Consider the following 21,066-nt stretch of genomic DNA (forward strand, 5'->3'; position numbering starts at 1 on the left):
CCGGTCAATTTGTGCAGTTCTTGCGCTATCGTGGCGCAATGACGGATCTCGCCACCGCCCCAGACTCGATCACCATCGGTCGCCAGCTGCGGCACGTGCGTCGCGCAGCCGGTCGCACCCTGGACGACGTCGCCGGAGCCGCGGGCATCTCCGGCTCGGCGCTGTCGCTGCTGGAGAACGGCAAGCGCGAGGCCAAGCTCTCGACTCTGGTCGCCCTGGCGTCTGCCCTCGGGACCGACCTGTCCGAGCTGCTCGCGGCACGCCCGCCCAGCCGCCGCGCGGCACTGGAGATCTCACTGGAGAAGGCGCAGCGTGCAGACTCCTTCCAGTCGCTGGGGGTGCCGGCCGTCAAGATCGGTCCGCGACTGCCCACCGAGGCCCTCGAGGCGCTGGTGGGCATGCATGAGGCGCTGGCCACCGTCCAGGCCGAGCGTGCTGCCACCCCCGAGCACGCGCGGCGAGCCAACGCCGCGCTGCGCGACCGGATGCGCGCGGCCAACAACTACTTCCCTGACATCGAGGCGCAGGCAGCAGGGCTGCTGGGCGCCATCGACCACCGGGGTGGTCCGATCACCCGCACCGCTGTGGACAAGCTGGCCCAGCACCTCGGCTTCTCCCTGGTCCACACCACCGAGCTGCCCGAGTCCACCCGCTCGGTCACCGACCTGGCCCACCGACGGATCTATCTGCCCCAGCCGGTCGTGGGACAGAGCGACTCCCGGTGGCTGGCTCTGCAGGCTCTCGGTCACGTGGTGCTGGGGCACGAGGTCCCCGCCGACTACGCCGAGTTCCTGTCCCAGCGCGTGGAGATCAACTACTTCTCCGCGGCCCTGCTCGTGCCCGAGGCCTCTGCGGTGCCGCTGCTCACCCGGGCCAAGGCCGCCAAGGACATCGCGATCGAGGACCTGCGCGATGCGTATGCCGTGTCCTACGAGACCGCGGCGCACCGCTTCACCAACCTGGCGACCCGGCACCTCGACCTGCCGGTCCACTTCATGCGCATCTCCGAGGCCGGGCTGATCTACAAGGCCTACGAGAACGACGGGGTCCGCTTCCCCAGCGACACGACGGGGGCCATCGAGGGACAGCGCGTCTGCCGGCACTGGACGGCCCGGGTCGTCTTCGACCAGCCGGACCTGTCCAACGCCTACCAGCAGTACACCGACACCAAGTCGGGCACCTACTGGTGCACGGCCGTGGTCGACCGCACCAGCAACGGCACCTTCTCGGTCAGCGTCGGGGTGCCCTATGCGCAGGTCAAGTGGATGCGCGGCCGCGAGACGACGGCTCGGTCCGCGTCGCGCTGCCCAGACCCGACCTGCTGCGCGCAGCCGCCGGCCGAGCTCGCCCGCCGGTGGGAGGGTCAGGCGTGGCCGAGCGCCCGGGTGCACTCGCACCTGCTCGCGGCGATGCCGCCCGGCGTCTTCCCGGGCGTTGACGACACCGAGGTGCTCAACTTCCTCGAGGCCCGCTCCGAGCACTGAGGTTCTGGGCGGCTCGCCAGGCGCGGACCCGCCTGCGACCGAACCCTAGGAGACGCCGGTGACTTGCTCGGCGACCCGACGCGCGAGCGAGGGCCGCTCGAACGCCAGCAGCCCTGCGGCAAAGAGCAGGTATGCCGTGTCGACCGAGACCGCTGCATCCTCCGGCGGGCGCCACCCACCACCGTGGTCGGCCAGCACGGCCCGCAGCAGCTCGTCGGCCGCGCCGTCGCGGGCGTGCCGCAGCACGCCACCAGAGCCGATCAGGTGACCGACGTTCTGCAGCGGGCGGGGCGCCTCCCCCGGGTTGGCTGGACGCGCGTGCCGCCGGGCGGCAGCGACCGCGGCCAGCCGCGCCAGCTCCAGGTCATGGCCCTCCTCGCGAGCAGTCTGGGCCGGGTCGGTGTCCCCGGGCAGCACCCCGGGCCGCTCGTGCACCTGCTGCACCCACCGCTCCAGGCCGGCCGGATCACGCGCCGGCAGTGCCTCTGCGGCGGCCGCCTCAAGCACACCCGGCGCGTTCCACCGCATCCCGAGATCGCCTTCCACGGTCCGCGAGTGCCACAGGCGAGCCACCACCTCCTTGCGCAGGGTGGCGTCCTCGCCCTCGGGGGTGAGCACCGAATAGACGTCGGTCGTCGCCCCACCGATGTCGACGACCATCACATCGGTCCCCGCCGCGTCAGCGACGGCCTCCACACCGGTCAGGACAGCGTCCGGCGTGGCGGCCCGCACCAGGGAGGGGAACAGCGCCCCCTTCGACAGCTTCTTGCCACCGATGACGTGGCGCAGGAACACCTCCCGGATGGCGCCGCGTGCCGACGCAGGCTCGACCACCCCGATGCGCGGCAGCACGTTGTCAGCCAGCACCCACGAGCGACCGGTGCGCTCCAGCTCGGCGATCACCTCGTCCCGGGCGGCCTGGTTGCCGGCCACCACGATCGGGGCGCCCAGCCGTGCGGTCGCCAGCCGCCTGGCGTTGTGCACCAACACCTCGGAGTTGCCGCCGTCAGTGCCTCCGACGAGGAGCACGATGTCGGGGCGGTCGGTGCGCAGCGCCGCCACGTCGACCGTGCGCAACGGACCGGTCGCGATGTGCACGACCTTGGCACCGGCGCTCAACCCCACCCGATGGCCCGCCTCGGCAGTCACCTGCCGCTCGTAGCCCACGACCGCCAGGCGCAGCCCACCACCGGCGCTGGAGCAGAGCAGCACGCGGTCCCGCTCGGTCAGCCTGGGGACCTCGTGGCCTGCAGCGGCGAACTGCTCAGCCAGGGTGGCGACGCCCTCGAGCACATCGGTGCCCAGCGTCGTGGGGGTCGCCCCGCGCGCGAGCAGGTTCCCGTCCGGGTCACACAGCGCCGCCTTGGTGAAGGTCGATCCGACGTCGACGCAGAGCAGGTTCAGCTGAGCAGTTGCCACACGGACATGATGACAAGGAGCAGGGCACCCACAGCCATCAGGACCAGGCCGGCGAGGATCTTCGGCCGGGCAGCGGCAGGGTCAGGGCCCGGCCCGTCCACGCCGAAGCCGATCTCGGTGCCGATGTCCAGGGTGCCGGGGGGACCGCCGAAGCCACCCTTGCTGCCCACCTGCGCTCGCGCCTCGTCCCGCTCGCGGCGACCCCAGAGGAAGACGCCGGCACCGACGAGGATCAGCAGCAGGGGCAGCCCAAACCGCAGTGCAACGTCCATGGCAGGCAACCTGCCACATCGCCAGGTCAGCCGCGAGCGCAGAACCCGGGTGTCGGCATACTCACCGCTGTCCCGTTGTCCCGCTGTCCCGCTGCCTTCGCCGGCTCCGTGGCCGACCGTGTTCATCCGGGCGACCCGGCGCATACTGGAGGGATGAGGAAGTCTGCGCCTGAAATCATCGGTCGTCCGCTCGCCGGGCGGCCCGAACCACTGCCCGACATCCCCCTGACCCACGAAGTGCTCGGCACTCCCCTGCACGGCCCGTGGGGGGGCAACACGGCGATCCTGTATGTCGCGATGGGTTGTTTCTGGGGCACCGAACGGATCTTCTGGCGCGAGCCGGGTGTCCTGGTGACCGCAGCCGGTTATATGGGCGGCTCCACCCCCAACCCGACGTATGACGAGGTCTGCACCGGTCGCACCGGTCACGCCGAGGCGGTGCTGGTCGCCTATGACCGCTCGCAGACCGACGCCGAGACCCTGCTCAAGGCGTTCTGGGAGAACCACGACCCCACGACCCAGGACCGGCAGGGCAACGACCGGGGCACGCAGTATCGTTCGGCGATCTACTGGACGACGCAGGACCAGGAGGCGGCCGCGCTCGCCACCCACGATGCCTTCCAGGAAGTGCTGTCCGACAACGGTTTCGGTGAGATCTCGACAGAGCTCGCGCCGGCCTCCGAGGTGGGCCCGTTCTATTTTGCCGAGCGCGTCCACCAGCAGTATCTCCACAAGAACCCGATGGGCTACTGCAACCACGGACCCAACGGCATGACCTGCCCCGTCGGCATCGTGCGCCAGGACCAGCTGCCCAGCCAGGAGTCGGTGCTCGGCCGGGAGTGAGCCCACGCGCGCCGAGTCTTCTCAGGTTCGACCGCTCCTATGCTTGCCGCGGACAACAATCCAGAGGTCCAACCCAGCGGCACCCCACGCGGCCGGACTGTCAGGGGCGGCGGCGGGTGCGCGCGGTCGCGGGAGCCGTCCACGGATCCTCCGGCCACGGGTGCTTCGGATAGCGCCCGCGCATCTCGGCCCGCACCTGGGCGTAGGGCCCGGACCAGAACGAGGCCAGGTCGTCGGTGACCGCGAGCGGGCGTCCAGCCGGCGAGAGCAGGTGGAAGAGCACCGCCACCCCGGCCACCGTCGGCGTCTCCGCCCATCCAAAACACTCCTGGAGCTTGACCGCGACAACCGGCCGTCCGTCGGGATCGTCGACCGCTGGATAGTCGATCCGCACGTCGCGCCCGCTCGGCACGGCCAGCCGCTCCGGCGCGAGCTCGCCCAGCCGGGACGCCTGCGGCCAGGGCAGCAGACGACGCAGCGGATCGTGCAAGTCGATGCGGTCGGCCCGGCCACCCGCGGCGAGCGCGTCGACCTCAGGGCCCAGCCACTCGCGCCAGTGCCGGGTCAGGGCGGCGTCGGACATGTCGGGCCACGGGTCGTCGTGGACGCGGTGCAGCAGGGCCAGGCGACGGCGCAGCCCGTCAGCGGCAGGCGACCAGGTGAAGACCGAGAGCCCGTGGGTCGCCAGCGCTGACTCGACGGCGGTGCGGGCGTCCTCCGGGCTCAGCCGCACCGCGACGGAGGAGAGCTCGATCGCCCCGAGCGCGCGGACCCGGCGGGCGGTCACCCGATGGTCGCCGAAGGCCGCCGTGGTGCGCTCGGTGAGCAGTCCGGCTGCCGCGAGCTCGGCGGTCTCGCTGCTCAGTGGTGCGGCGGAGCGGATCACCGCGCCGGTCCCGGCCGCGACCCGTCCCTGGGCCCTGGACACGTCCGCGACCGCCAGCCACTCATGGCCTTGCAGACTGCCGGGCGGGAGTGCGGCTCGCGTGCCCGACGCGAGCAGGTAGGCCGCACCCGCGCGTCGCGCGACGCGGTCCGGGTGCGCGAGCGCGACGACCAGGCCGGTGGCATCCCCCACGGTGGCGGGGCGTGGATCACCTGCCGCGTCATCGGTGGTCCCTCTCGAGTCGGTATGCCGAGTGGCCAGGTCCCGCAGCCGCCGCATCTCCTCCTTCCACCGGCTGGCTCCAGGTGCGGTGCCGCGGCGCAGGGCACGCAGGAGTGCGGGCAGGTCGGCGCCCTCCGGGCGGTGATCGTCGGCGAGGGCCGCCACCACCTCCGCAGCCGCGCGGGACCCCACCAGCTCCGTCCCGTCGAGCAGCGCCCTGGCCAGGCGCGGATCAGCGGGAACCGCTGCCAGCCGGGCCCCCAACCCCGTGGCACGGCCCTGCTCGTCGATGGCACCGAGCCGACGCAGCACGACCTCCGCATCGTGGAGCGCTCCGGCAGGCAGGGCGTCCGGCAGCGCGAGCCCGACGCCGCGTGGGGAGCCCCAGCAGGCCAGGGTGAGCACGGGCCCGACCAGGTCGGCGACGGCGACCTCCGGCGTGACGTGCGCCGGCATCGCGGCGAACGTGGTCTCGTCATAGCACCGGACCGCGAGCCCCGGACCCTGCCGGGCGGCCCGCCCGGCGCGCTGGATCGCGGCATCGCGCGAGGCGGCGACGGTGACCAGCCCGGTCATGCCGCGAGCGGCATCACGACGGGGCTCACGCGCCAGGCCGGCATCGACGACGACGCGGACCCCCGGGACGGTCAGCGAGGACTCCGCCAGAGAGGTCGAGACCACGATGCGTGGCGCCTCGCCGGCGCGTGGTCCGGCAGTCACCCGGTCCTGTGCGCTGGGGGCGAGCCGGCCGTGCAGCTCGAGCACCTCGGCTGAGGGGACGAGGTCACGCAGCCGCCTGGCGAGGCGCTCGATCTCGCGGAGCCCTGGCCCGAAGACGAGCATGTCGGGAGGCTCGGGGAGCCCGAGGACGGCCGCAGCCTGGTGATGTGTCTCGGCGGTGGTGACCGCGACATGCTCAAGGAAGGCATCGGCCACACCCCTGGCGTCGGTGCGCGGACCCGGTGGGGGCAGCCACCGGACCTCGAGCGGGTGAAGGGCGGACGGACAGTCGACGACGGCCGCGGGGTCGGGCCGCCCGTGTGCGCCCTGCTGTCCCTGCGTCAGGAGGGCCGCAAAGCGCGGGGCGTCGAGGGTCGCCGACATCGCCACGAGCACCAGCTCCCGCAGGCCGCGCAGCTCAGCCAGCATCCCCACCAGCAGGTCCGTCTCGATGCCTCGCTCATGGACCTCGTCGAGGATCACGGCTGCGGTCCCAGGCAGGTCCGGGTCGGCCAGCAGCCGGCGCAGCAGCACCCCGGGTGTGCAGAACTCAATCCGCGTGCCCGCCGACACCCGCCGTTCGCCGCGCACGGTGAAGCCGGTGAGCTCCCCTAGCGGTGTCCCACTCAGGTGCGCCAGCCGCCGGGCGGCTGCCCGAGCGGCGATGCGGCGCGGCTGCACCACGACGACGCGTCCCGGCGCGGCAGCTGCGGCCAGCACCTCCGCCACCGCCGGCGGGGCGAGTGTTGTCTTGCCGGTGCCCGGGGGCGCCTGGACGACCGCGACCCCCCGCTCACGGACGGCAGCCTGAAGGGCAGGGACGGCCGTGGCGAAGGGCAGGCCCCGCCCGATGCGGACGAGGTCGACGGTCACACCTTCGGCCGTTCAGCCCGCCCGAGCGAGACGTAGCCCCAGGGTCTGGTGACCGCTGGGCCGGGGACATACCACGAGTCCACTGCACCGAGGCGGAACCCTGCCGCCTCGAGCAGCTCGGGGGCCGACCGGGTCAGGTGGCAGCCACCCGCCACCGCGCGCTCCATCGGCTCGAGCCGGTGCTGCCAGCGCCGCACTCGTTCGCCGGGCGCGCGGCCGTGCTCCAGGAAGTGCACGGTCCCGCCGGGTCGCAGGACGCGCCGTGCCTCGGACAACGCCTGGCCGGGGTCCTGGACGGTGCACAGAGAGAACGTCACCAGGACGGCGTCGACGCTCGCGTCGGCCAGGCTGATCGCCTCCGCACGCAGGTCCCCTCGGGTCACCGGCACCGGACTGGCTGCGATCGCCTCCTCGGCGATCTGCCACGACAGGTCGGACGGCTCGACCGCGGTCAGCGAGCGCACGGCGGAGGGCAGGTGGGGCAGGTTCAGGCCGGTGCCGAACCCGAGCTCCAGGACGTCACCTGCGAGGTCGACGCAGACCTGTCTGCGATAGCCAGCCACGATCGGGTTGTCCAAGGTGGCGTGGGTCATCCGCGGCACCACACGCTCGTTCCACCAGCCCATGCCGCCAGTGTCTCAGGAGATCACGCGGCACCGTCGTGCCAGCGCAGGGCCCGCAGCGCACGCATCGTGTTCCACCGGCTCGGGGCATCGTCACCGTCCTCCAGCTCGAAGTGGATCAGGCCGGGGTGGGTGTTCTCCTGCAACCAGGTGCCGTCCGGTTGCCGCTTGTCCCGCACCCGGTCCGCGGCCTCGGCCAGTCTGGGGTCGGGCGTGCCCCCGACGACCCGAAAGTAGTCCAGCGCGCGCAGCACGTCGTAGTGCCACTGGGTCGGGAAGGAGAACTGCAACCAGTCGGGGTCGATCACCTCGCCGGTGCTGGCCCTGCGGAACAGGTTGCGGCTGAGCAGGAACTCCTCCCCGCGCTCCCGCGAGGGCGTCACCTGCTGGGAGCCGCCCGACCGTTCATACTCCAGCAGACCATCCAGCACACAGATCGTGCTGTGGAAGGAGGAGCGGGTCGAACCGTTCCCCGCCTCGCAGTTCCACCCGCCGTCCTCGAGCTGTTCCCCCAGCAGTCGTGTCACGACGCCCTCCACGTCCTGGCCGAAATAGGCACCGATCGCGACCGTTCCACCGTTGATGCACGGCTCGACCTCGCCCTCGAAGAACGGCTCACCGGCATACTCCCACCGGCTGTGGTCCCGGACGCCCTCCACCGCGGTGCGCACCGCCGGGTCGGCGGGATCGACGCCACACTCTCGCAGCAGTCGCAGCGTCGGCAGGGTCGCGACCCACGGCTGCCCCTCCGGATCACCGACAACCGGACCCGGCGGGCGCCAGCCCGACCCCGGGAAGCAGGCGCCACCGGCCCACTGCCCGTCGACCTGCAGATCGAGCAGTCGCCCGCCCCAGCCACTGCTGGCCACCAGGGCACGCTCGGCCGCCACCTCCTGCGGCGAGGCATCGGTCAGGTCGCGCAGCACCTGCCACCGGATCGCAGGGTCACCGGCCAACAACCACGTCGTCACGTCTTCTTCTCGCTCCATGGACGCGACGCTACGCGTGATTGCGGACGAACGACTTCAGGTTTGCTGGTCCTTCTCGATGGCATCGATCACGGCGGGACGCAGGTCAGCAGCCGCGATCACCGCGTCGACCGAACCGACCTCAACCGCCCGGTGGATGCTGTGGATGCTGTCGAACTCCGCCGCGACCTCGCTGATCTTGTCCGCCCGCAGCTCGGCTCGCACGTCAGCCAGCTCGACCATCAGGGCCGCCCGCTCCTCCTGGGGCGCTGAGGCGATCCGTTCCTGCAGCTCCTGGACCTGCGCACTGGCGGCGGCGCGCTTGTCGACCTCGCCGGCAAAGACCACCGCAGCTGCCGGTGCCCCGCCCAGGACCGAGGCGAAGGAGCCCTCGATCGCGAGCACCGTCATACGAGGGTTGAGCCGCTTGGAGAAGACCACGAACGCGCCGCCGTGATAGCGCGAGATGACGCAGAACACGATCGGGCCGTCGAAGTTGACGATCGCCCGGCCGATCTCGGCGCCATACTCCAGCTGCAGGTTGCGCATCGAGTCCGGGGAGCCGTCGAACCCCGAAAGGTTGGCCAGCACCACCAGCGGCCGGTTGCCGCTGGCCGCGTTGATCGCGCGCGCTGCCTTCTTGGACGAACGCGGGAAGAGCGTGCCGGCGGTGTAGGTGTCCGGCCCGTCGGTGGGCGGGAAGCCGTGCCGCGGCACGGAGCGCGACTCGATGCCCAGCAGGCAGACCGCGTGACCACCGACGTGAGCGTCCTGCACCACCGCCGTCTCGGCGTCGGCCATCCCGGCCCACCGCTCCAGCGTCGGGTGGTCCTGGTCGACCAGCGCCGCCATCACGGTGCGGATGTCGAAGGCCTTCTTGCGGTCCGGGTTCTTCTGCGCCGAGAAGATGTCGCCGACCGTGGCGAAGTCCGTGGCCGACGGGTGCTCGTGGGGATAGACGGTGACGTCCCGGTCGTGAGGGTCGGTGGTGGTCACCGGACGAGGCCCCGCCTCGCCGGGGACCACGTAGGTGTGCTCGTAGTGGGCCATCAGCGTGTCCACCGCGCCGGTGAGGTCGCGGGCCCAGTACTGCGCCTGCCCGTTGGGGCCCATCACCCGGTCGTAGCCGCCGATGCCGAAGTTGTCCTCGGCCGAGACCCCGCCGGAGAAGTCGAGCGACTGCTTGCCGGTGAGCACCATCGCGCTGTCCGGGGTCATCACCAGGATGCCCTTGGTGTGCATCAGCATCGTGGCCTCGGCATTCCAGTAGGGCTGGGCGCCGACGTTGATACCTGCCACGACCACGTTGATCTCACCGCCGTCCTGGGTGAACTCGACGATGCGCTTGAGCGCCTCGGCCACCCAGTCCATGTTTTCGGTGCCGGAGTCCATCGACACCCGGGCTCCTGCGGAGAGGGCATACCACTCCACCGGGACCGCGAGCTCCTCGGCCAGATCGATGGCCGCGATGACCCGGCGGCACTCGGCCTCGGAGAGCGCACCCAGCGCCTTGGTCGGGTCGCCAGCCAGAACGACCCGGGTGATGCCCTCGGGGTGCAGGTCGGTCGGCGTGGTGACGACCGCGGTGATGATCGCCGCGCTGTTGAGCCCGCCGGGACGCGCTACCGGCACCAGCCGGCCGGAGTCGTCGAGGTCGTGCTCGACCATGCTGCCACCGGGTCCGGTGATCACACCGGTGAGCTCATAGGGATAGGCCAGCCCGCGCCGGCGGGCGCGAAGCACCTTGCCCTGATAGTCGTCAAGGGGCTTCAGCGGCTCCGTCGGAGGGGGGTCGAACGAGGTCACCACGCCGCCACCGGGCTCGGCGCGGAAGCGGATCGCGACCGGCGCGACCGGACCGTCGCCCCTGGCGACCCTGCCCTGAGCGACGACCTCCTCCAGACCGGCTCGCTCGGTCAGGGGGGTGATCTTGTGCTGCAGCGCGCTCAGCTCGTGGGCTCCTGCCTCGATGACCGGCCACACGTGCACCCAGACGTGGTTGGCGTCCAGGGGTTTCCCCGGCCCGCCACGCTCAGTGCGCGCCCGGCGGATGGCCTCCAGACAGCTCTCCACCGCACGCTCGCCCTGCGGCAGACTGATCACCCGACCGTGCTCATCTCGTATGACGGTCAGCTGCCTGACCTGGGCCAGCGCCACCAGTCGTCGGTCGGCAGTGTTGTGAGGGGCGATGCACTCATAGAGCAGCACGTCGTCAGGCGCCTCGATGCGGGTGATGTCGAACTCCCGAAGGCGCCACAGGTCCAGCCGGCGGCCGACCATCGGGTGCACACCACGCACCAAGGTGTCCTCCTGGGTGCCCGCGGCACCGTCGGGGCGGAAGGTGAGGTATTCGATCTCGCGCCCACCGCCCGGGCACCCGGCGACCACCACGCGGCGGCACCGCGGCGCGAAGTCGAGCCCGGCGAGCACACCGCCCAGCTCCGCGCTCGCCTCGTCCGTCGACTCCGGCATGCCGGGCCAGTGCAGATAGAGATCCACCACGACCCCGCCGAGCTCGCTCCCGGTCTCCACCTCGGCGGCCAGGGCGTCGACCAGTGCGGACGCCGGGTCCTCCATCTCAGCCATCGTGCCGACCGTCGTGATCAGGCGGGTCGGGCGGTCGTCAAGGACGTAGTCGGCCGTGACCAGCTCTCGGTCTGCCACCGTCACGCGGCGCACGTCGTGCAGGTCGAACTCACGGTAGTGGCGACGCACCAGCACCTCGAGCAGCGGCTCACGGTGCGGCACCCCGGCCTCGAGCCGGTCGGCCAGCACCCCGGCGACCGTCTCCGGGATGGCCACCAGCCGATCGATCCGCTCGGGACGCCCCGCGAGGTCGTCGGAGGCTGCCAGCGCCTCCACCTCCTCGGCGACCCCGGCGAGGGCCTCGGCCCGGGCCGCGTCGACCATCTGCTGGTCGAACCACCGGAACCGCACGCTGCGGGCCAGGTCTCCCACGACGGGATAGCGCAGCAGGGTGGCGCGGACCAGCCGCTCCAGCGCGGCGCGTGCCTCGGCCGCGCGCTCGGCCGCCGGAGTCGGCTCCGCGATCCAGGCCTGCAGCAGGGCGGTGACGACCTGGAGGTCCTTCGTGGAGCGCTGCTGCGCCAGGAAGATGCGAAACACCGCGTCCTCCAGCGCCTCGGTGCGGTCCAGGTCGGTGACGCCGTAGTGCGACAGCACCCGTTGCAGGCGGTCGCTGAACGACTCCGGCAGCCCCCCACGCTCGACATCCAGGCTCTGCAGATAGGTGTGGAAGTGCTCGCGGGCGCTGTGCACGCGCAGCTCCGTGCGCTCCTCGTCCTCGTTGGGGCGGTTGCGGCTCAGCTCGGCGAGATCGGCGAAGGCGCTGAGCAGCTCGATCTCACCGTCGAGCACATCGACACCCTGCGCCTTGGCCTCAGCCCGGACCGCCAGGTAGGACGCCAGCGCGTCACGACCGTCACCGGCCGGCAGGTCATAACCCAGCACCCGGGACAGCAGGGCGGCGCGGCTCACCTGCGCCCGCTTCTCGAGCGAGGCGACCTCCGGGTCGTCCGGCAGGTCGAGGTCCGGACCGTCCAGGTCGGCGCCGCCCACCGCTGTCGCCTCCGCCTCGTCCCCCGTCGGCTCCAACCGCACCATCGGCGTGCCCGTCTCCACCTGGCTGCCCGTGCGCACCATCAGCTCACGCACCCGGGCGGCGAACGGCGCGTGCACCACCGTCTCCATCTTCATCGCCTCCAGGACCAGCACCTGGGCGCCCGCAGCGACCTCCTCACCGACCGCGACCGGCGTGGCCACGACCAGGGCCGGCGACGGCGCGCGCAGGACCCCGCCCTCGTCACGGCTGACCCGGTGGGTCACCTCGTCGACCTCCACGAGGTGGACGGGGCCGTGGATGGCACTGACGATGCGGTGCCGTCGACCGTTGACGGTCAGGCGCGTGTGGAAGGCGTCGATCGGCTCGACCTCGACATCGACGGACTGGGACTGGCCCGCCCCGGCCACCGTGACCCGGAAGTGCTGAGGGCCCGTCTGCACGGTCGTCACCTGCCACGGCACCCCGCGCAGCTTGAGGTCGACCGGACGGCCGGTGGCGTGCTGGACCTGGGGCCGTCCGCCGCGGGCGGTCTCCAGCAGCCGAGCGAGCTCGACCTGGCGCTCATCGTTGTAGGCGTCGATCCCGGCGGCAACCAGCGCCACACCGGAGTGCCTGTGGTTGACCAGCCGCCCCTCACCGCGGACCCGGTCGATCCACCCGGTGTCCACCCACGCCCAGGGGCTCTGCCCCCGGCTGCCCCCGCTGGGGGCTCCGCCCCCAGACCCCGGGACACCCTCAGGCTCAGCAGATTTCGGAGGTCCGACCACCTCAGGCTGCTCGAGCAGCTCGAGCACGAAGCTCTTGTTGGTGGCGCCGCCCTCGATGACGACGGTCGTCTCACCGACGGCCCGCCGCAGCCGGGCGAGGGCCTCGTCGCGGTCGCGGCCGTGGGCGATGATCTTGGCGATCATCGAGTCGAAGTCGGCGGGGATCGTGTCCCCCTCACCGACCCCGGTGTCGACGCGCACGCCCGGTCCGGTCGGCAGCTCCAGCAACGCGATGCGACCGGGGGACGGCGCGAAGTCACGGTCCGGGTCCTCGGCGTTGAGCCGGGCCTCGACCGCATGGCCCCGCTCGACCGGCCGCTCGCCCTCGAGCCGCCCACCGGCCGCGACGTGCAGCTGGGCCCGGACCAGGTCGACGTCCGTGGTGATCTCGGTGATCGGGTGCTCGACCTGCAGGCGGGTGTTGACCTCGAGGAAGGCGAACTGCTGGGACTGCGGGTGATAGAGGAACTCGACGGTGCCCGCGCCCCGGTAGCCGACGGCGAGCGCCAGCCGCTCGGCCGCGCCCTTGAGCTCGTCGGCCTGCGCCTGCGTCAGCAACGGGGAGGCCGACTCCTCGATGATCTTCTGGTTGCGCCGCTGGATCGTGCAGTCGCGCACGCCGATCGCCCACGCCGTGCCCTGCCCGTCGGCGATCACCTGCACCTCGACGTGCCGGGCCCCGGTCACCAGGCTCTCCAGGAAGACGACCCCGCTGCCGAAGGCACGCTGCGCCTCGTCACGCGTGCGCTGATAGACCTCGCGCAACTCGTCGGCGTTGGTGACCTTGCGGATGCCGCGGCCGCCCCCTCCGGCCGTCGCCTTCAGCATCAACGGGTAGCCGACCTCGTCGGCACTGGCCAGCGCGGCCTCCAGGGTCTCCAGCCCACCCCTGCTCCACGGGGCCACCGGCACCCCCACCTCCTCGGCGATCAGCTTGGAGCCGATCTTGTCGCCGAGCTTGCGCATCGCCTCGGCGCTCGGACCGATGAAGGTCACACCGAGTCGGTCGCACAGGTCCACGAACGCGGGGTCCTCCGCCACGAAGCCCCAGCCGACCCAGACGGCGTCGGCGCCGGTGTCCACCAGCGCCTGCTCCAGCACGGCCAGGTCGAGGTAGGGCCGCGCGGACGCCGGTCCCAGCGGGTGTGCGAGGTCGGCCTCGCGGACAAACATGGCCGTGCGCTCGGCGTCGGTGTAGAGCGCGATCGTCTGCAGTGGGGTGCCGCCGGCCGCGTTGTGGTCGCGCACCGCGTGGATCAGTCGGGTCGCGGCCTCGCCGCGGTTGACGATGGCTATTCGAGAGAACATTCGTCTCCAACTTCTTAAGGCGGCGCTGGCTGCTGACACGGGGTGCATCTGACGTTGCCACGTTCGGGCGACTACTCGCGAGTCGACGCCACGATGAGCATGTCCCCCGCAGTCTCCCGCACCTGGGGCCGCGACGCACCCGACGACCCGGAACACAGCACTGCCCCCGCACTCCGGCGGAGTGCGGGGGCAGTGCTGTGGTCTCAGCTCAGCGGCCGGTTGGCATCCCCGGCATCTGCATGATGTTGGCGGCGTCGGGGGCGGCGATGTCCACCGGCTCACCCCAGTTGTCCATCTTCATGACGGCCTCGACTCCCTCGAGCTCGAAGATCACCTGACGCATGAAGTTCTGGTCATCCAGCCACACGTCATACGTCAGCTCGCCCGGCATGCCCGCCATGTCCTCGGACTCCACCTTGCTGGTGTCGAGCAGCAGCTCGTAGTGGTTGAGCTGCTCGCCGTCCACGTCCTCGACCCCGACGAAGGTGACCTCCTGGGCGCCGGCCTCCCAGTCGTCCCACTGCGAGGTGATGTCGACCTGGTCGGTGAACTCCTCGGCGTCCGCGCCCATGAACTCCTCGAGCGGCATCTGGATGAACTGGCCGTCCTCGGTGACGCCCGGCATCGACATGAACGCGTCGCCGTCGATGAGGATCATGTGGATGTTGCCCGCGCCGGGCACCTCCATCTGGATGTCCATCGCGGTGCCGTCGGACAGGTCAGCCGCACCCTTCATGATCATGCTCTGGCCGTCCATCCCCATGTTCATGTCCAGGGTGAACGAGGTCATGTTCTCCATGCCCGGGCTCTTGAGCAGCGTGATGAACTCGTCCGGGCTGATGGGGGTGCCGGCGGCCTGCTCACCGGAGTCGGTCTCGGTCTCGGTCCCGCTGTCATCGCCCGCGTCGTCCGTGGTCGCGTCCGCGGCGTCCCCGGTGGTGTCGGTCTCGGTGCTGGACCCGTCGTCGGTGCTGACGTCCTGCGTGGGGGTCCCCGGATCCACCACCTCAGGAGAGTCTCCCCCGCACGCAGCCAGGGTGAGCACAAGGGCTCCGCTGGATGCGATCATGCCCCACGTAGTGCTGTTCCTGCGCATGTTGTTGCCTCCCTCTTGAGCAGCGATTCTCGCCGCGGATACCTCATCGTTTCACGACCCGACGCTGGGCTGTGTTCTTATTGATCTAACTGACTGACGACTCGCAGAGCACCGAGGTTCCATGAACGGCAACACCATCTTCCGGCACCACGACACCGCTGTGCTCTCTGTCACGGCTATCGACGCTCCCGTCGTCGTGACCTCGGACCAGTTCGACGAGCGGCTGGCGGAGACCTACCGCCGCACCGGCATGCGGCCGGGGATGCTCGCCAAGCTCGCCGGGATCCACGAACGGCGCTGGTGGCCCGAGGGGACCAGCTTTGTCGACGGCGCCATCGAGGCGGGGGCCAAGGCGATCGCGGAGGCCGGGGTCGACCCGGCCCGCATCGGCCTGATGATCAACACCTCCGTATGCCGTGAGCACCTGGAGCCCTCCATCGCCGTGCGGGTGCACGCCGAGCTCGGGCTGCCCACCAACTGTCTCAACTTCGACCTGACCAACGCCTGCCTCGGCTTCGTCAACGGCATGCAGCTGGCGGCCACCATGATCGACGCGGGGCAGATCGACTACGCCCTGATCGTGGACGGCGAAGGATCGCGCCCCGCCCAGGAGCGCACCCTGGAGCGGCTGACCGGACCCGACACCACCGCCGAGGACCTGCAGAACGAGTTCGCCACGCTGACGCTGGGCTCGGGTGCGGCCGCCATGGTCCTGGGCCGGGCCAGCGAGCACCCCGAGGGCCACCGCGTCGTGGGCGGCGCCTCCCGTGCGGCGACCCAGCACCACGAGCTGTGCGTCGGCGACTACGAAAAGATGAGCACCGACACCAAGGGCCTCCTGATCGCCGGCATGCAGCTGGCCGGTGACCTCTGGGAGGACGCCCGTGGGGAGTTCGACTGGTCGGACATGGACTGCTATGTCGTGCACCAGGTCTCGCAGGTCCACACCGGCCGCACGGCCAAGGTGCTCGGGCTGCCGGCCGACCGCATCCCGCTGACCTTCCCCACCTTCGGCAACATCGGCCCCGCCGCCGTCGCCGTCACGCTCGCCAAGCAGGTCGAGCACCTCACCCCCGGCGACCGGGTGCTGATGATGGGCATCGGCTCGGGGCTGAACATGACCTGCATGGAACTAGCCTGGTGACGGCAGGGGCACCGCAGGCTGCGGAGTCACCGCTGCCCGCGGAGTCGCCACTGCCTGCGGGGCTGCCAGGGGTCGACCGCACCTGGTCGCGCACCGTGCTCGCTGCGGACGCCGACGGGATCGAGCGCCGTTGGCACGTGCTGGACAACGGTCCAGCGCTGGCGGCGTCCGGCGTCCCGGTCGAGCAAACCCTCCTGTGCGTCCACGGCAACCCGACCTGGTCCTATCTGTGGCGACGCGTGCTCGAGGCGGCACCGCCGGGATGGCGCGTGGTCGCCGTCGACCAGCTGGGCATGGGCTACTCGGAGCGCACCGAGGCACCGCGCACCCTGGCGCAACGGGTCGAGGACCTGGGACGGCTGACCGAGGCCCTCGGCATCGACGGCCCCGTGGCCACCCTCGCCCACGACTGGGGAGGCCCGATCAGCCTCGGTTGGGCCCTCGCCCACCGCGAGCAGCTGACCCACGTGGTCCTGACCAACACCGCCGTGCACCAGCCCAAGGGCTCCCCGCTGCCGGCCGCCATCGCCGCGGTCCGCACACCACCGCTGCTCGACCTCGTGTGCCGTCAGACGCCGGGCTTCGTCTGGGCGACCACCGCCACCTGTCGCCCCGCGCTGCCGGCACCGGTCCGCGCGGCGTTCGCGGCGCCATACCGCAGCAGGGACCGTCGCGTCGCCGTCGGTGACTTCGTGGCCGACATCCCCACCAGCGCCACGCACCCCAGCCATCCGACGCTGACCGCCATCGCCGAGAGTCTCGGCGGGCTCGCCGAGGTGCCGGTGCTGATGGTCTGGGGCCTGGCCGACCCCGTCTTCTCCGGGCGCTACCTGACCGATCTGCAGCGTCGTCTGCCGCACGCGGACGTGCACACCTATCCGAGGGCCAGTCACCTGGTGCTCGAGGACCGACCCGAGGGCGTCGCGCTGATCTGGGACTGGCTGACCCGCCCCAGGACCACGGTGACTTCCGCCCCTGCTCCCACGGTGCCGATCCGCATCGACACCTCCTCACCCGAGGCCACCGCGATCGTCGAGCTCACCGGCGCCGGCGGACACATCACCTTCGGTGCGCTTGCCGAGCGGGTCGAGGGCCTGGCCCGCGGCCTCCACCTGCGCGGCGTGCGCCGCGGCCAGCGCGTCGCTCTGCTGGTGCGCCCCGGCGTCGACCTGACGACCGTGCTGTATGCCGTGTGGCGACTGGGCGCCGTGGCTGTCGTGGCCGACGCCGGGCTGGGCCGCCGCCGGCTGGCCGCCGCGCTGCGCGGTGCCGCCCCCGACCACGTCATCGGCTTCCCCGCAGCCCGCGCCCTCGTCGTGGCGGCGAACGTGCCGGGCCAGTGGATCCGCCTGGGCCCCGAGGACGTCACCACCCTGATCGCCGACGGGTGCGGACACACGGTTGACCCTGCTGAACTCATTAGTGCCACAGCCGACCTCGACCACGACGGGGCGGTCCTGTTCACCTCGGGTGCGACCGGACCGCCCAAGGGTGTGGTCTACACCCGCCGCCAGGTCGGGACCCAGGTGGGCCTGCTGCGCGACACCTTCGGGCTGCACCCCGGAGAGCGGTTCGTCGCGGCGTTCGCACCGTTCGCGCTCTATGGCCCGGCGCTCGGGCTCGGCTCTGCCGTGCCGGACATGGACGTCACGGCGCCGGACACCCTGACCGCTAGTGCGCTCGCCGACGCCGTGGAGGCAGTGGAGGCCACCGTGGTGTTCGCCTCGCCCGCGGCGCTGGAGAACGTGGTGGCGACCGCCGGCGACCTCTCGGCCCACCAGCTGGAGGCACTGCAAGGCCCACGCCTGGTCCTCTCGGCGGGGGCGCCGGTGCCGCTCGCGCTGTTGCGCCGGCTCCAGGAGCTGCTGCCGGCGGCTGCCACACACACGCCCTATGGCATGACCGAGGCACTGCCGGTCGCCACGCTCGACCCGACCACCCTCGACCCGGCAGACCCCGTCGACCGCGAGGGTGGGGTGTGTGTCGGGGCGCCGCTGCCCGGCGTCACGGTGCGGGTGGCACCACTGTCGCCAGACGGTGGCGCGGGCGACGAGCTGTCCTCTGCGGCAGGGCAGTTCGGCGAGATCGTGGTCCGTGCGCCTCATGTGAAGGATCGCTACGACCGGCTCTGGGGCACGCAGCGGGCCAGCGAGCGCCCGAGCGGCTGGCACCGGACCGGTGACGTCGGTCATCTTGATGCCCGTGGCAGGTTGTGGGTCGAGGGTCGGCTCAGCCATGTGGTGCGGACGGCGCAGGGCCCGGTCGCTCCCTATCCCGTGGAGCAGCTGATCGAGTCCGTCCCGGGTGTCCGGCGGGCGGCTGTCGTCGGAGTCGGCCCCGTCGGCACCCAGCAGGTGGTCGCCGTCGTCGTGCCGGAGGGGCTAGCTGGACACAGCGGCCCCGGGCGCAGCGGTCCCGGACGTCTCCTGGAGGCGGTCACACAGCGCGTCCGCCAGGGCGACACCAGCGTCCCGCCCGAGATCGCCCAACAGGTGCGCGAGGTCGCCGGGGTCCCCGTTGCGGCGGTGCTCCGCCGTGACTGGCTCCCGGTCGACATCAGGCACGCGGCCAAGGTGGACCGCACCGAGATGGCCCGATGGGCCACCGGGCTGCTGCACGGGTCACGGGCGGCCCGCGAGCAGTTCCGCTACCATCCCAAGGCCCCGAGCCGACGGAGCCGCTGATGCGCGTGCTGGTCACGGGCGCGAGCGGCATGCTGGGGCGGGCCGTCGCAGACCACCTGTCCGCCCGCGGCGACCTGGTGACCGTGCTGCAGCGTCGACCGTCCAGCAGCCCGCACCGCGAGGTGCTCGGGGATGTCGCCGACCCGGTCGCCGTCGCCCAGGCAACACAGGGGCAGGACGCGGTCATCCACCTCGCGGCCAAGGTCGATGTGGTCGGGCCGTGGGAGGACTACGCGCGCACCAACATCACCGGCACCCGCACCGTGGTCGATGCCGCTCGCACTGCCGGGGTCACCCGCTTCGTGCAGGTCTCCTCGCCCTCGGTGGCACACGCCGGTGCGTCGCTCGCGGGGGTGGGCGCAGGGCCGGCAGACCCGGCGCACGCCCGCGGCAACTATGCCCGCAGCAAGGCCGCGGCCGAGGTCATCGCCCTGGACGCGGACGGACCTGAGCTGGCGGTGACCGCCGTCCGCCCGCACCTGGTCTGGGGTCCCGGCGACACCCAGCTCATCGGGCGCATCCTGGAGCGGGCCCGCGCGGGCCGGCTGCCGATCGTCGGTCGCGGGACGAGCCTGGTCGACACCACCTATGTCACCAACGCGGTGGACGCGATCGTCGCTGCCCTGGACCGGATCGACGTGGCGCACGGGCAGGCACTGGTCGTCACCAACGGTGAGCCGCGCCCCATCGGTGAGCTGATCGGCGACATCTGCCGCGCGGGAGGCGCCCCGGCCCCTCGTTGGCACGTCCCGGCGCGTCTGGCGTGGGCGCTCGGTGCAGCGGTCGAGGGCGCCATGGTCGTCTCGCACGCTGTGCCGGGGGTGCCGACCATCACCGAGCCTCCCCTGACCCGCTTCCTGGCCGAGCAGCTGTCCACCGCCCACTGGTTCGACCAGCGGCACACCCATGCCGTGCTGGACTGGACGCCGAGGGTCAGCCTCGCCGAGGGTCTGCGACTCCTTGCTGCAGGGACACCGGCGGGCCAGTAGCGTGGGCACAGCCGGAGTCACCACGAGCAGGCCGTGAGGTGACGATGACACACAGGACTGGGGCCGAGGGATGAGCAGGGCATCGCGGGCACGCCGCATCGCGGCCGCGGCGGCCTATGGCGGCGGCGGGGTCGCTGCCGCTGGCCTGGCCGGGTGGGCGCTGCTGCAGGCCGAGGTGCTGCTCGCCAGACGCATCATCGGTGACGGTCCTGGGACTCCTCGGCACGACGAGGGGACGTATGGCGCGGGGACGGGCCAGGCGCACCGGATCCTCGTGCTCGGCGACAGCACTGGGGCCGGCGTGGGCGCCAGCCACCGACGGGAGACCATCGGGGCCATCGTCGCGACCGGGGTCGCGGCACTGAGCGGCCACCCGGTGGACCTGTGCAACGTGGCCCGCAGCGGCGCCACCTCGCCACAGCTCCTCGGTCAGCTGGAGCGCGGTCTGCAGACCATGCCCGAGCCGGACGTGGCTCTCATCATGATCGGCGCCAACGACGTCAAGGAGCGGCTGGAGCGCACCGCCTCCGTGCGCGCCCTCAGCGAGACGGTGGCGCAGCTGGTGGCAGCCGGCGCCGAGGTGGTCGTCGGCACGTGTCCCGACCTGGGGACGGTCCGGACCATCCCCCAGCCGTTGCGTGCCCTGGTGCAGCGCTGGAGCCGCGACCTGGCCGCCGCCCAGACCGTCGCCGTCGTCGAGGCGGGAGGCCGCACAGTGTCCCTGGGTGACCTGCTCGGCCCCTCCTTCCGGGAGTCCCCGGAGCTGATGTTCAGCCCGGACGGGCTGCACCCGTCCTCTGCGGGCTACGCCCGGGCCGCCGCTGCGCTGCTGCCCAGCGTCGTGGACGGCCTCGGCCTGCGCACCCTCGACACCGACCGCAGCCCGGACCACCGCCGCGGCGAGCGGGTCGAGCCGCTGCCCGAGGCCGCGCAGCGCGCCGTCCTCGACCCCGGCAGCGAGGTCAGCGCGACGCATGTCGACGGGCACAGCCGGGGCGAGCGTGGCCGGTGGGCGCAGCTCCTGCGCCGGCACCGGGGTCCCGACCCACGGGACGCGGACGACAACACGGACGACAACGCAGCGGACGACCCGGTGGTCCACCACGTCGAGGCCGGCGACGCTGGTGGCGACTTCGCCCCCAGCGGCACCACCGGTGGTGGCGCGCCAACGCACTGACAGCCCTC

The 21,066-nt window shown here is 72.0% G+C and carries 13 protein-coding genes; 6 read left to right on the plus strand and 7 right to left on the minus strand.

Annotation, left to right across the window (positions count from 1 at the left end; genetic code table 11):
• Positions 1 to 38 precede the first annotated feature (38 nt).
• Positions 39 to 1,484, plus strand: coding sequence for a helix-turn-helix domain-containing protein (locus NF557_RS14230; RefSeq protein ID WP_252620202.1), 1,446 nt, complete (start codon positions 39 to 41; stop codon positions 1,482 to 1,484).
• Between the two features lie 45 nt (positions 1,485 to 1,529).
• Here the strand turns inward: NF557_RS14230 and NF557_RS14235 are convergent, their stop codons facing one another.
• Both NF557_RS14235 and NF557_RS14240 read right to left on the minus strand, forming a co-directional pair.
• Complete coding sequence (locus tag NF557_RS14235) at positions 1,530 to 2,903, minus strand: glutamate mutase L (protein ID WP_252620203.1); 1,374 nt, start codon at positions 2,901 to 2,903, stop codon at positions 1,530 to 1,532.
• Complete coding sequence (locus tag NF557_RS14240; RefSeq protein WP_252620204.1) at positions 2,885 to 3,175, minus strand: hypothetical protein; 291 nt, start codon at positions 3,173 to 3,175, stop codon at positions 2,885 to 2,887. The genes NF557_RS14235 and NF557_RS14240 overlap by 19 nt, the downstream gene beginning before the upstream one ends.
• Positions 3,176 to 3,328: 153 nt before the next feature.
• On the opposite strand from NF557_RS14240, the gene msrA reads away from it, so the two are divergent.
• A complete protein-coding gene (gene msrA / locus NF557_RS14245) occupies positions 3,329 to 4,018 on the plus strand; it encodes a peptide-methionine (S)-S-oxide reductase MsrA (RefSeq protein ID WP_252620205.1) in 690 nt (229 codons plus the stop codon).
• A 100-nt stretch (positions 4,019 to 4,118) separates the two neighbouring features.
• Here the strand turns inward: msrA and hrpB are convergent, their stop codons facing one another.
• The 5 genes from hrpB to NF557_RS14270 all read right to left on the minus strand — a co-directional run bounded on the left by hrpB (position 4,119) and on the right by NF557_RS14270 (position 15,037).
• Positions 4,119 to 6,719: an ATP-dependent helicase HrpB gene (gene hrpB, locus NF557_RS14250; RefSeq protein ID WP_252620206.1), complete on the minus strand. Its 2,601-nt coding sequence runs from the start codon at positions 6,717 to 6,719 to the stop codon at positions 4,119 to 4,121.
• On the minus strand, positions 6,716 to 7,345 hold the full coding sequence (locus tag NF557_RS14255) for a class I SAM-dependent methyltransferase (RefSeq protein WP_252620207.1): 630 nt from the start codon (positions 7,343 to 7,345) through the stop codon (positions 6,716 to 6,718). Before NF557_RS14255 ends, hrpB begins: the two co-directional genes overlap by 4 nt.
• A 20-nt stretch (positions 7,346 to 7,365) precedes the next feature.
• Positions 7,366 to 8,331: a hypothetical protein gene (locus NF557_RS14260; protein ID WP_252620208.1), complete on the minus strand. Its 966-nt coding sequence runs from the start codon at positions 8,329 to 8,331 to the stop codon at positions 7,366 to 7,368.
• A 36-nt stretch (positions 8,332 to 8,367) separates the two neighbouring features.
• On the minus strand, positions 8,368 to 13,968 hold the full coding sequence (locus NF557_RS14265; RefSeq protein ID WP_252620209.1) for an ATP-binding protein: 5,601 nt from the start codon (positions 13,966 to 13,968) through the stop codon (positions 8,368 to 8,370).
• Between the two features lie 208 nt (positions 13,969 to 14,176).
• A complete protein-coding gene (locus NF557_RS14270; protein WP_252620210.1) occupies positions 14,177 to 15,037 on the minus strand; it encodes a hypothetical protein in 861 nt (286 codons plus the stop codon).
• 148 nt (positions 15,038 to 15,185) lie between these two features.
• On the opposite strand from NF557_RS14270, the gene NF557_RS14275 reads away from it, so the two are divergent.
• The 4 genes from NF557_RS14275 (at position 15,186) to NF557_RS14290 (ending at position 21,058) form a co-directional block, all read left to right on the plus strand.
• On the plus strand, positions 15,186 to 16,208 hold the full coding sequence (locus NF557_RS14275; RefSeq protein ID WP_252620211.1) for a 3-oxoacyl-ACP synthase III: 1,023 nt from the start codon (positions 15,186 to 15,188) through the stop codon (positions 16,206 to 16,208).
• A complete protein-coding gene (locus tag NF557_RS14280; protein WP_252620212.1) occupies positions 16,205 to 18,892 on the plus strand; it encodes an alpha/beta fold hydrolase in 2,688 nt (895 codons plus the stop codon). Before NF557_RS14275 ends, NF557_RS14280 begins: the two co-directional genes overlap by 4 nt.
• The gene (locus NF557_RS14285) at positions 18,892 to 19,881 is read left to right on the plus strand and encodes an NAD-dependent epimerase/dehydratase family protein (protein WP_252620213.1); all 990 of its coding nucleotides are present in this window, start codon (positions 18,892 to 18,894) and stop codon (positions 19,879 to 19,881) included. The genes NF557_RS14280 and NF557_RS14285 overlap by 1 nt, the downstream gene beginning before the upstream one ends.
• Positions 19,882 to 19,951: 70 nt before the next feature.
• The gene (locus NF557_RS14290) at positions 19,952 to 21,058 is read left to right on the plus strand and encodes an SGNH/GDSL hydrolase family protein (protein ID WP_252620214.1); all 1,107 of its coding nucleotides are present in this window, start codon (positions 19,952 to 19,954) and stop codon (positions 21,056 to 21,058) included.
• Positions 21,059 to 21,066: the final 8 nt, after the last annotated feature.

It is taken from the genome of Ornithinimicrobium cryptoxanthini (assembly GCF_023923205.1).
GTDB lineage: Bacteria > Actinomycetota > Actinomycetes > Actinomycetales > Dermatophilaceae > Ornithinicoccus > Ornithinicoccus cryptoxanthini.

Bases quoted from the DNA above. Each gene is read 5' to 3' on its own strand.
- NF557_RS14230 (WP_252620202.1), top strand. From the start codon at position 39: ATGACGGATCTCGCCACCGCCCCAGACTCGATCACCATCGGTCGCCAG.
- NF557_RS14240 (WP_252620204.1), bottom strand. From the start codon at position 3,175: ATGGACGTTGCACTGCGGTTTGGGCTGCCCCTGCTGCTGATCCTCGTC.
- msrA (WP_252620205.1), top strand. From the start codon at position 3,329: ATGAGGAAGTCTGCGCCTGAAATCATCGGTCGTCCGCTCGCCGGGCGG.
- NF557_RS14255 (WP_252620207.1), bottom strand. From the start codon at position 7,345: ATGGGCTGGTGGAACGAGCGTGTGGTGCCGCGGATGACCCACGCCACC.
- NF557_RS14260 (WP_252620208.1), bottom strand. From the start codon at position 8,331: ATGGAGCGAGAAGAAGACGTGACGACGTGGTTGTTGGCCGGTGACCCT.
- NF557_RS14265 (WP_252620209.1), bottom strand. From the start codon at position 13,968: ATGTTCTCTCGAATAGCCATCGTCAACCGCGGCGAGGCCGCGACCCGA.
- NF557_RS14270 (WP_252620210.1), bottom strand. From the start codon at position 15,037: ATGATCGCATCCAGCGGAGCCCTTGTGCTCACCCTGGCTGCGTGCGGG.
- NF557_RS14275 (WP_252620211.1), top strand. From the start codon at position 15,186: ATGAACGGCAACACCATCTTCCGGCACCACGACACCGCTGTGCTCTCT.
- NF557_RS14285 (WP_252620213.1), top strand. From the start codon at position 18,892: ATGCGCGTGCTGGTCACGGGCGCGAGCGGCATGCTGGGGCGGGCCGTC.
- NF557_RS14290 (WP_252620214.1), top strand. From the start codon at position 19,952: ATGAGCAGGGCATCGCGGGCACGCCGCATCGCGGCCGCGGCGGCCTAT.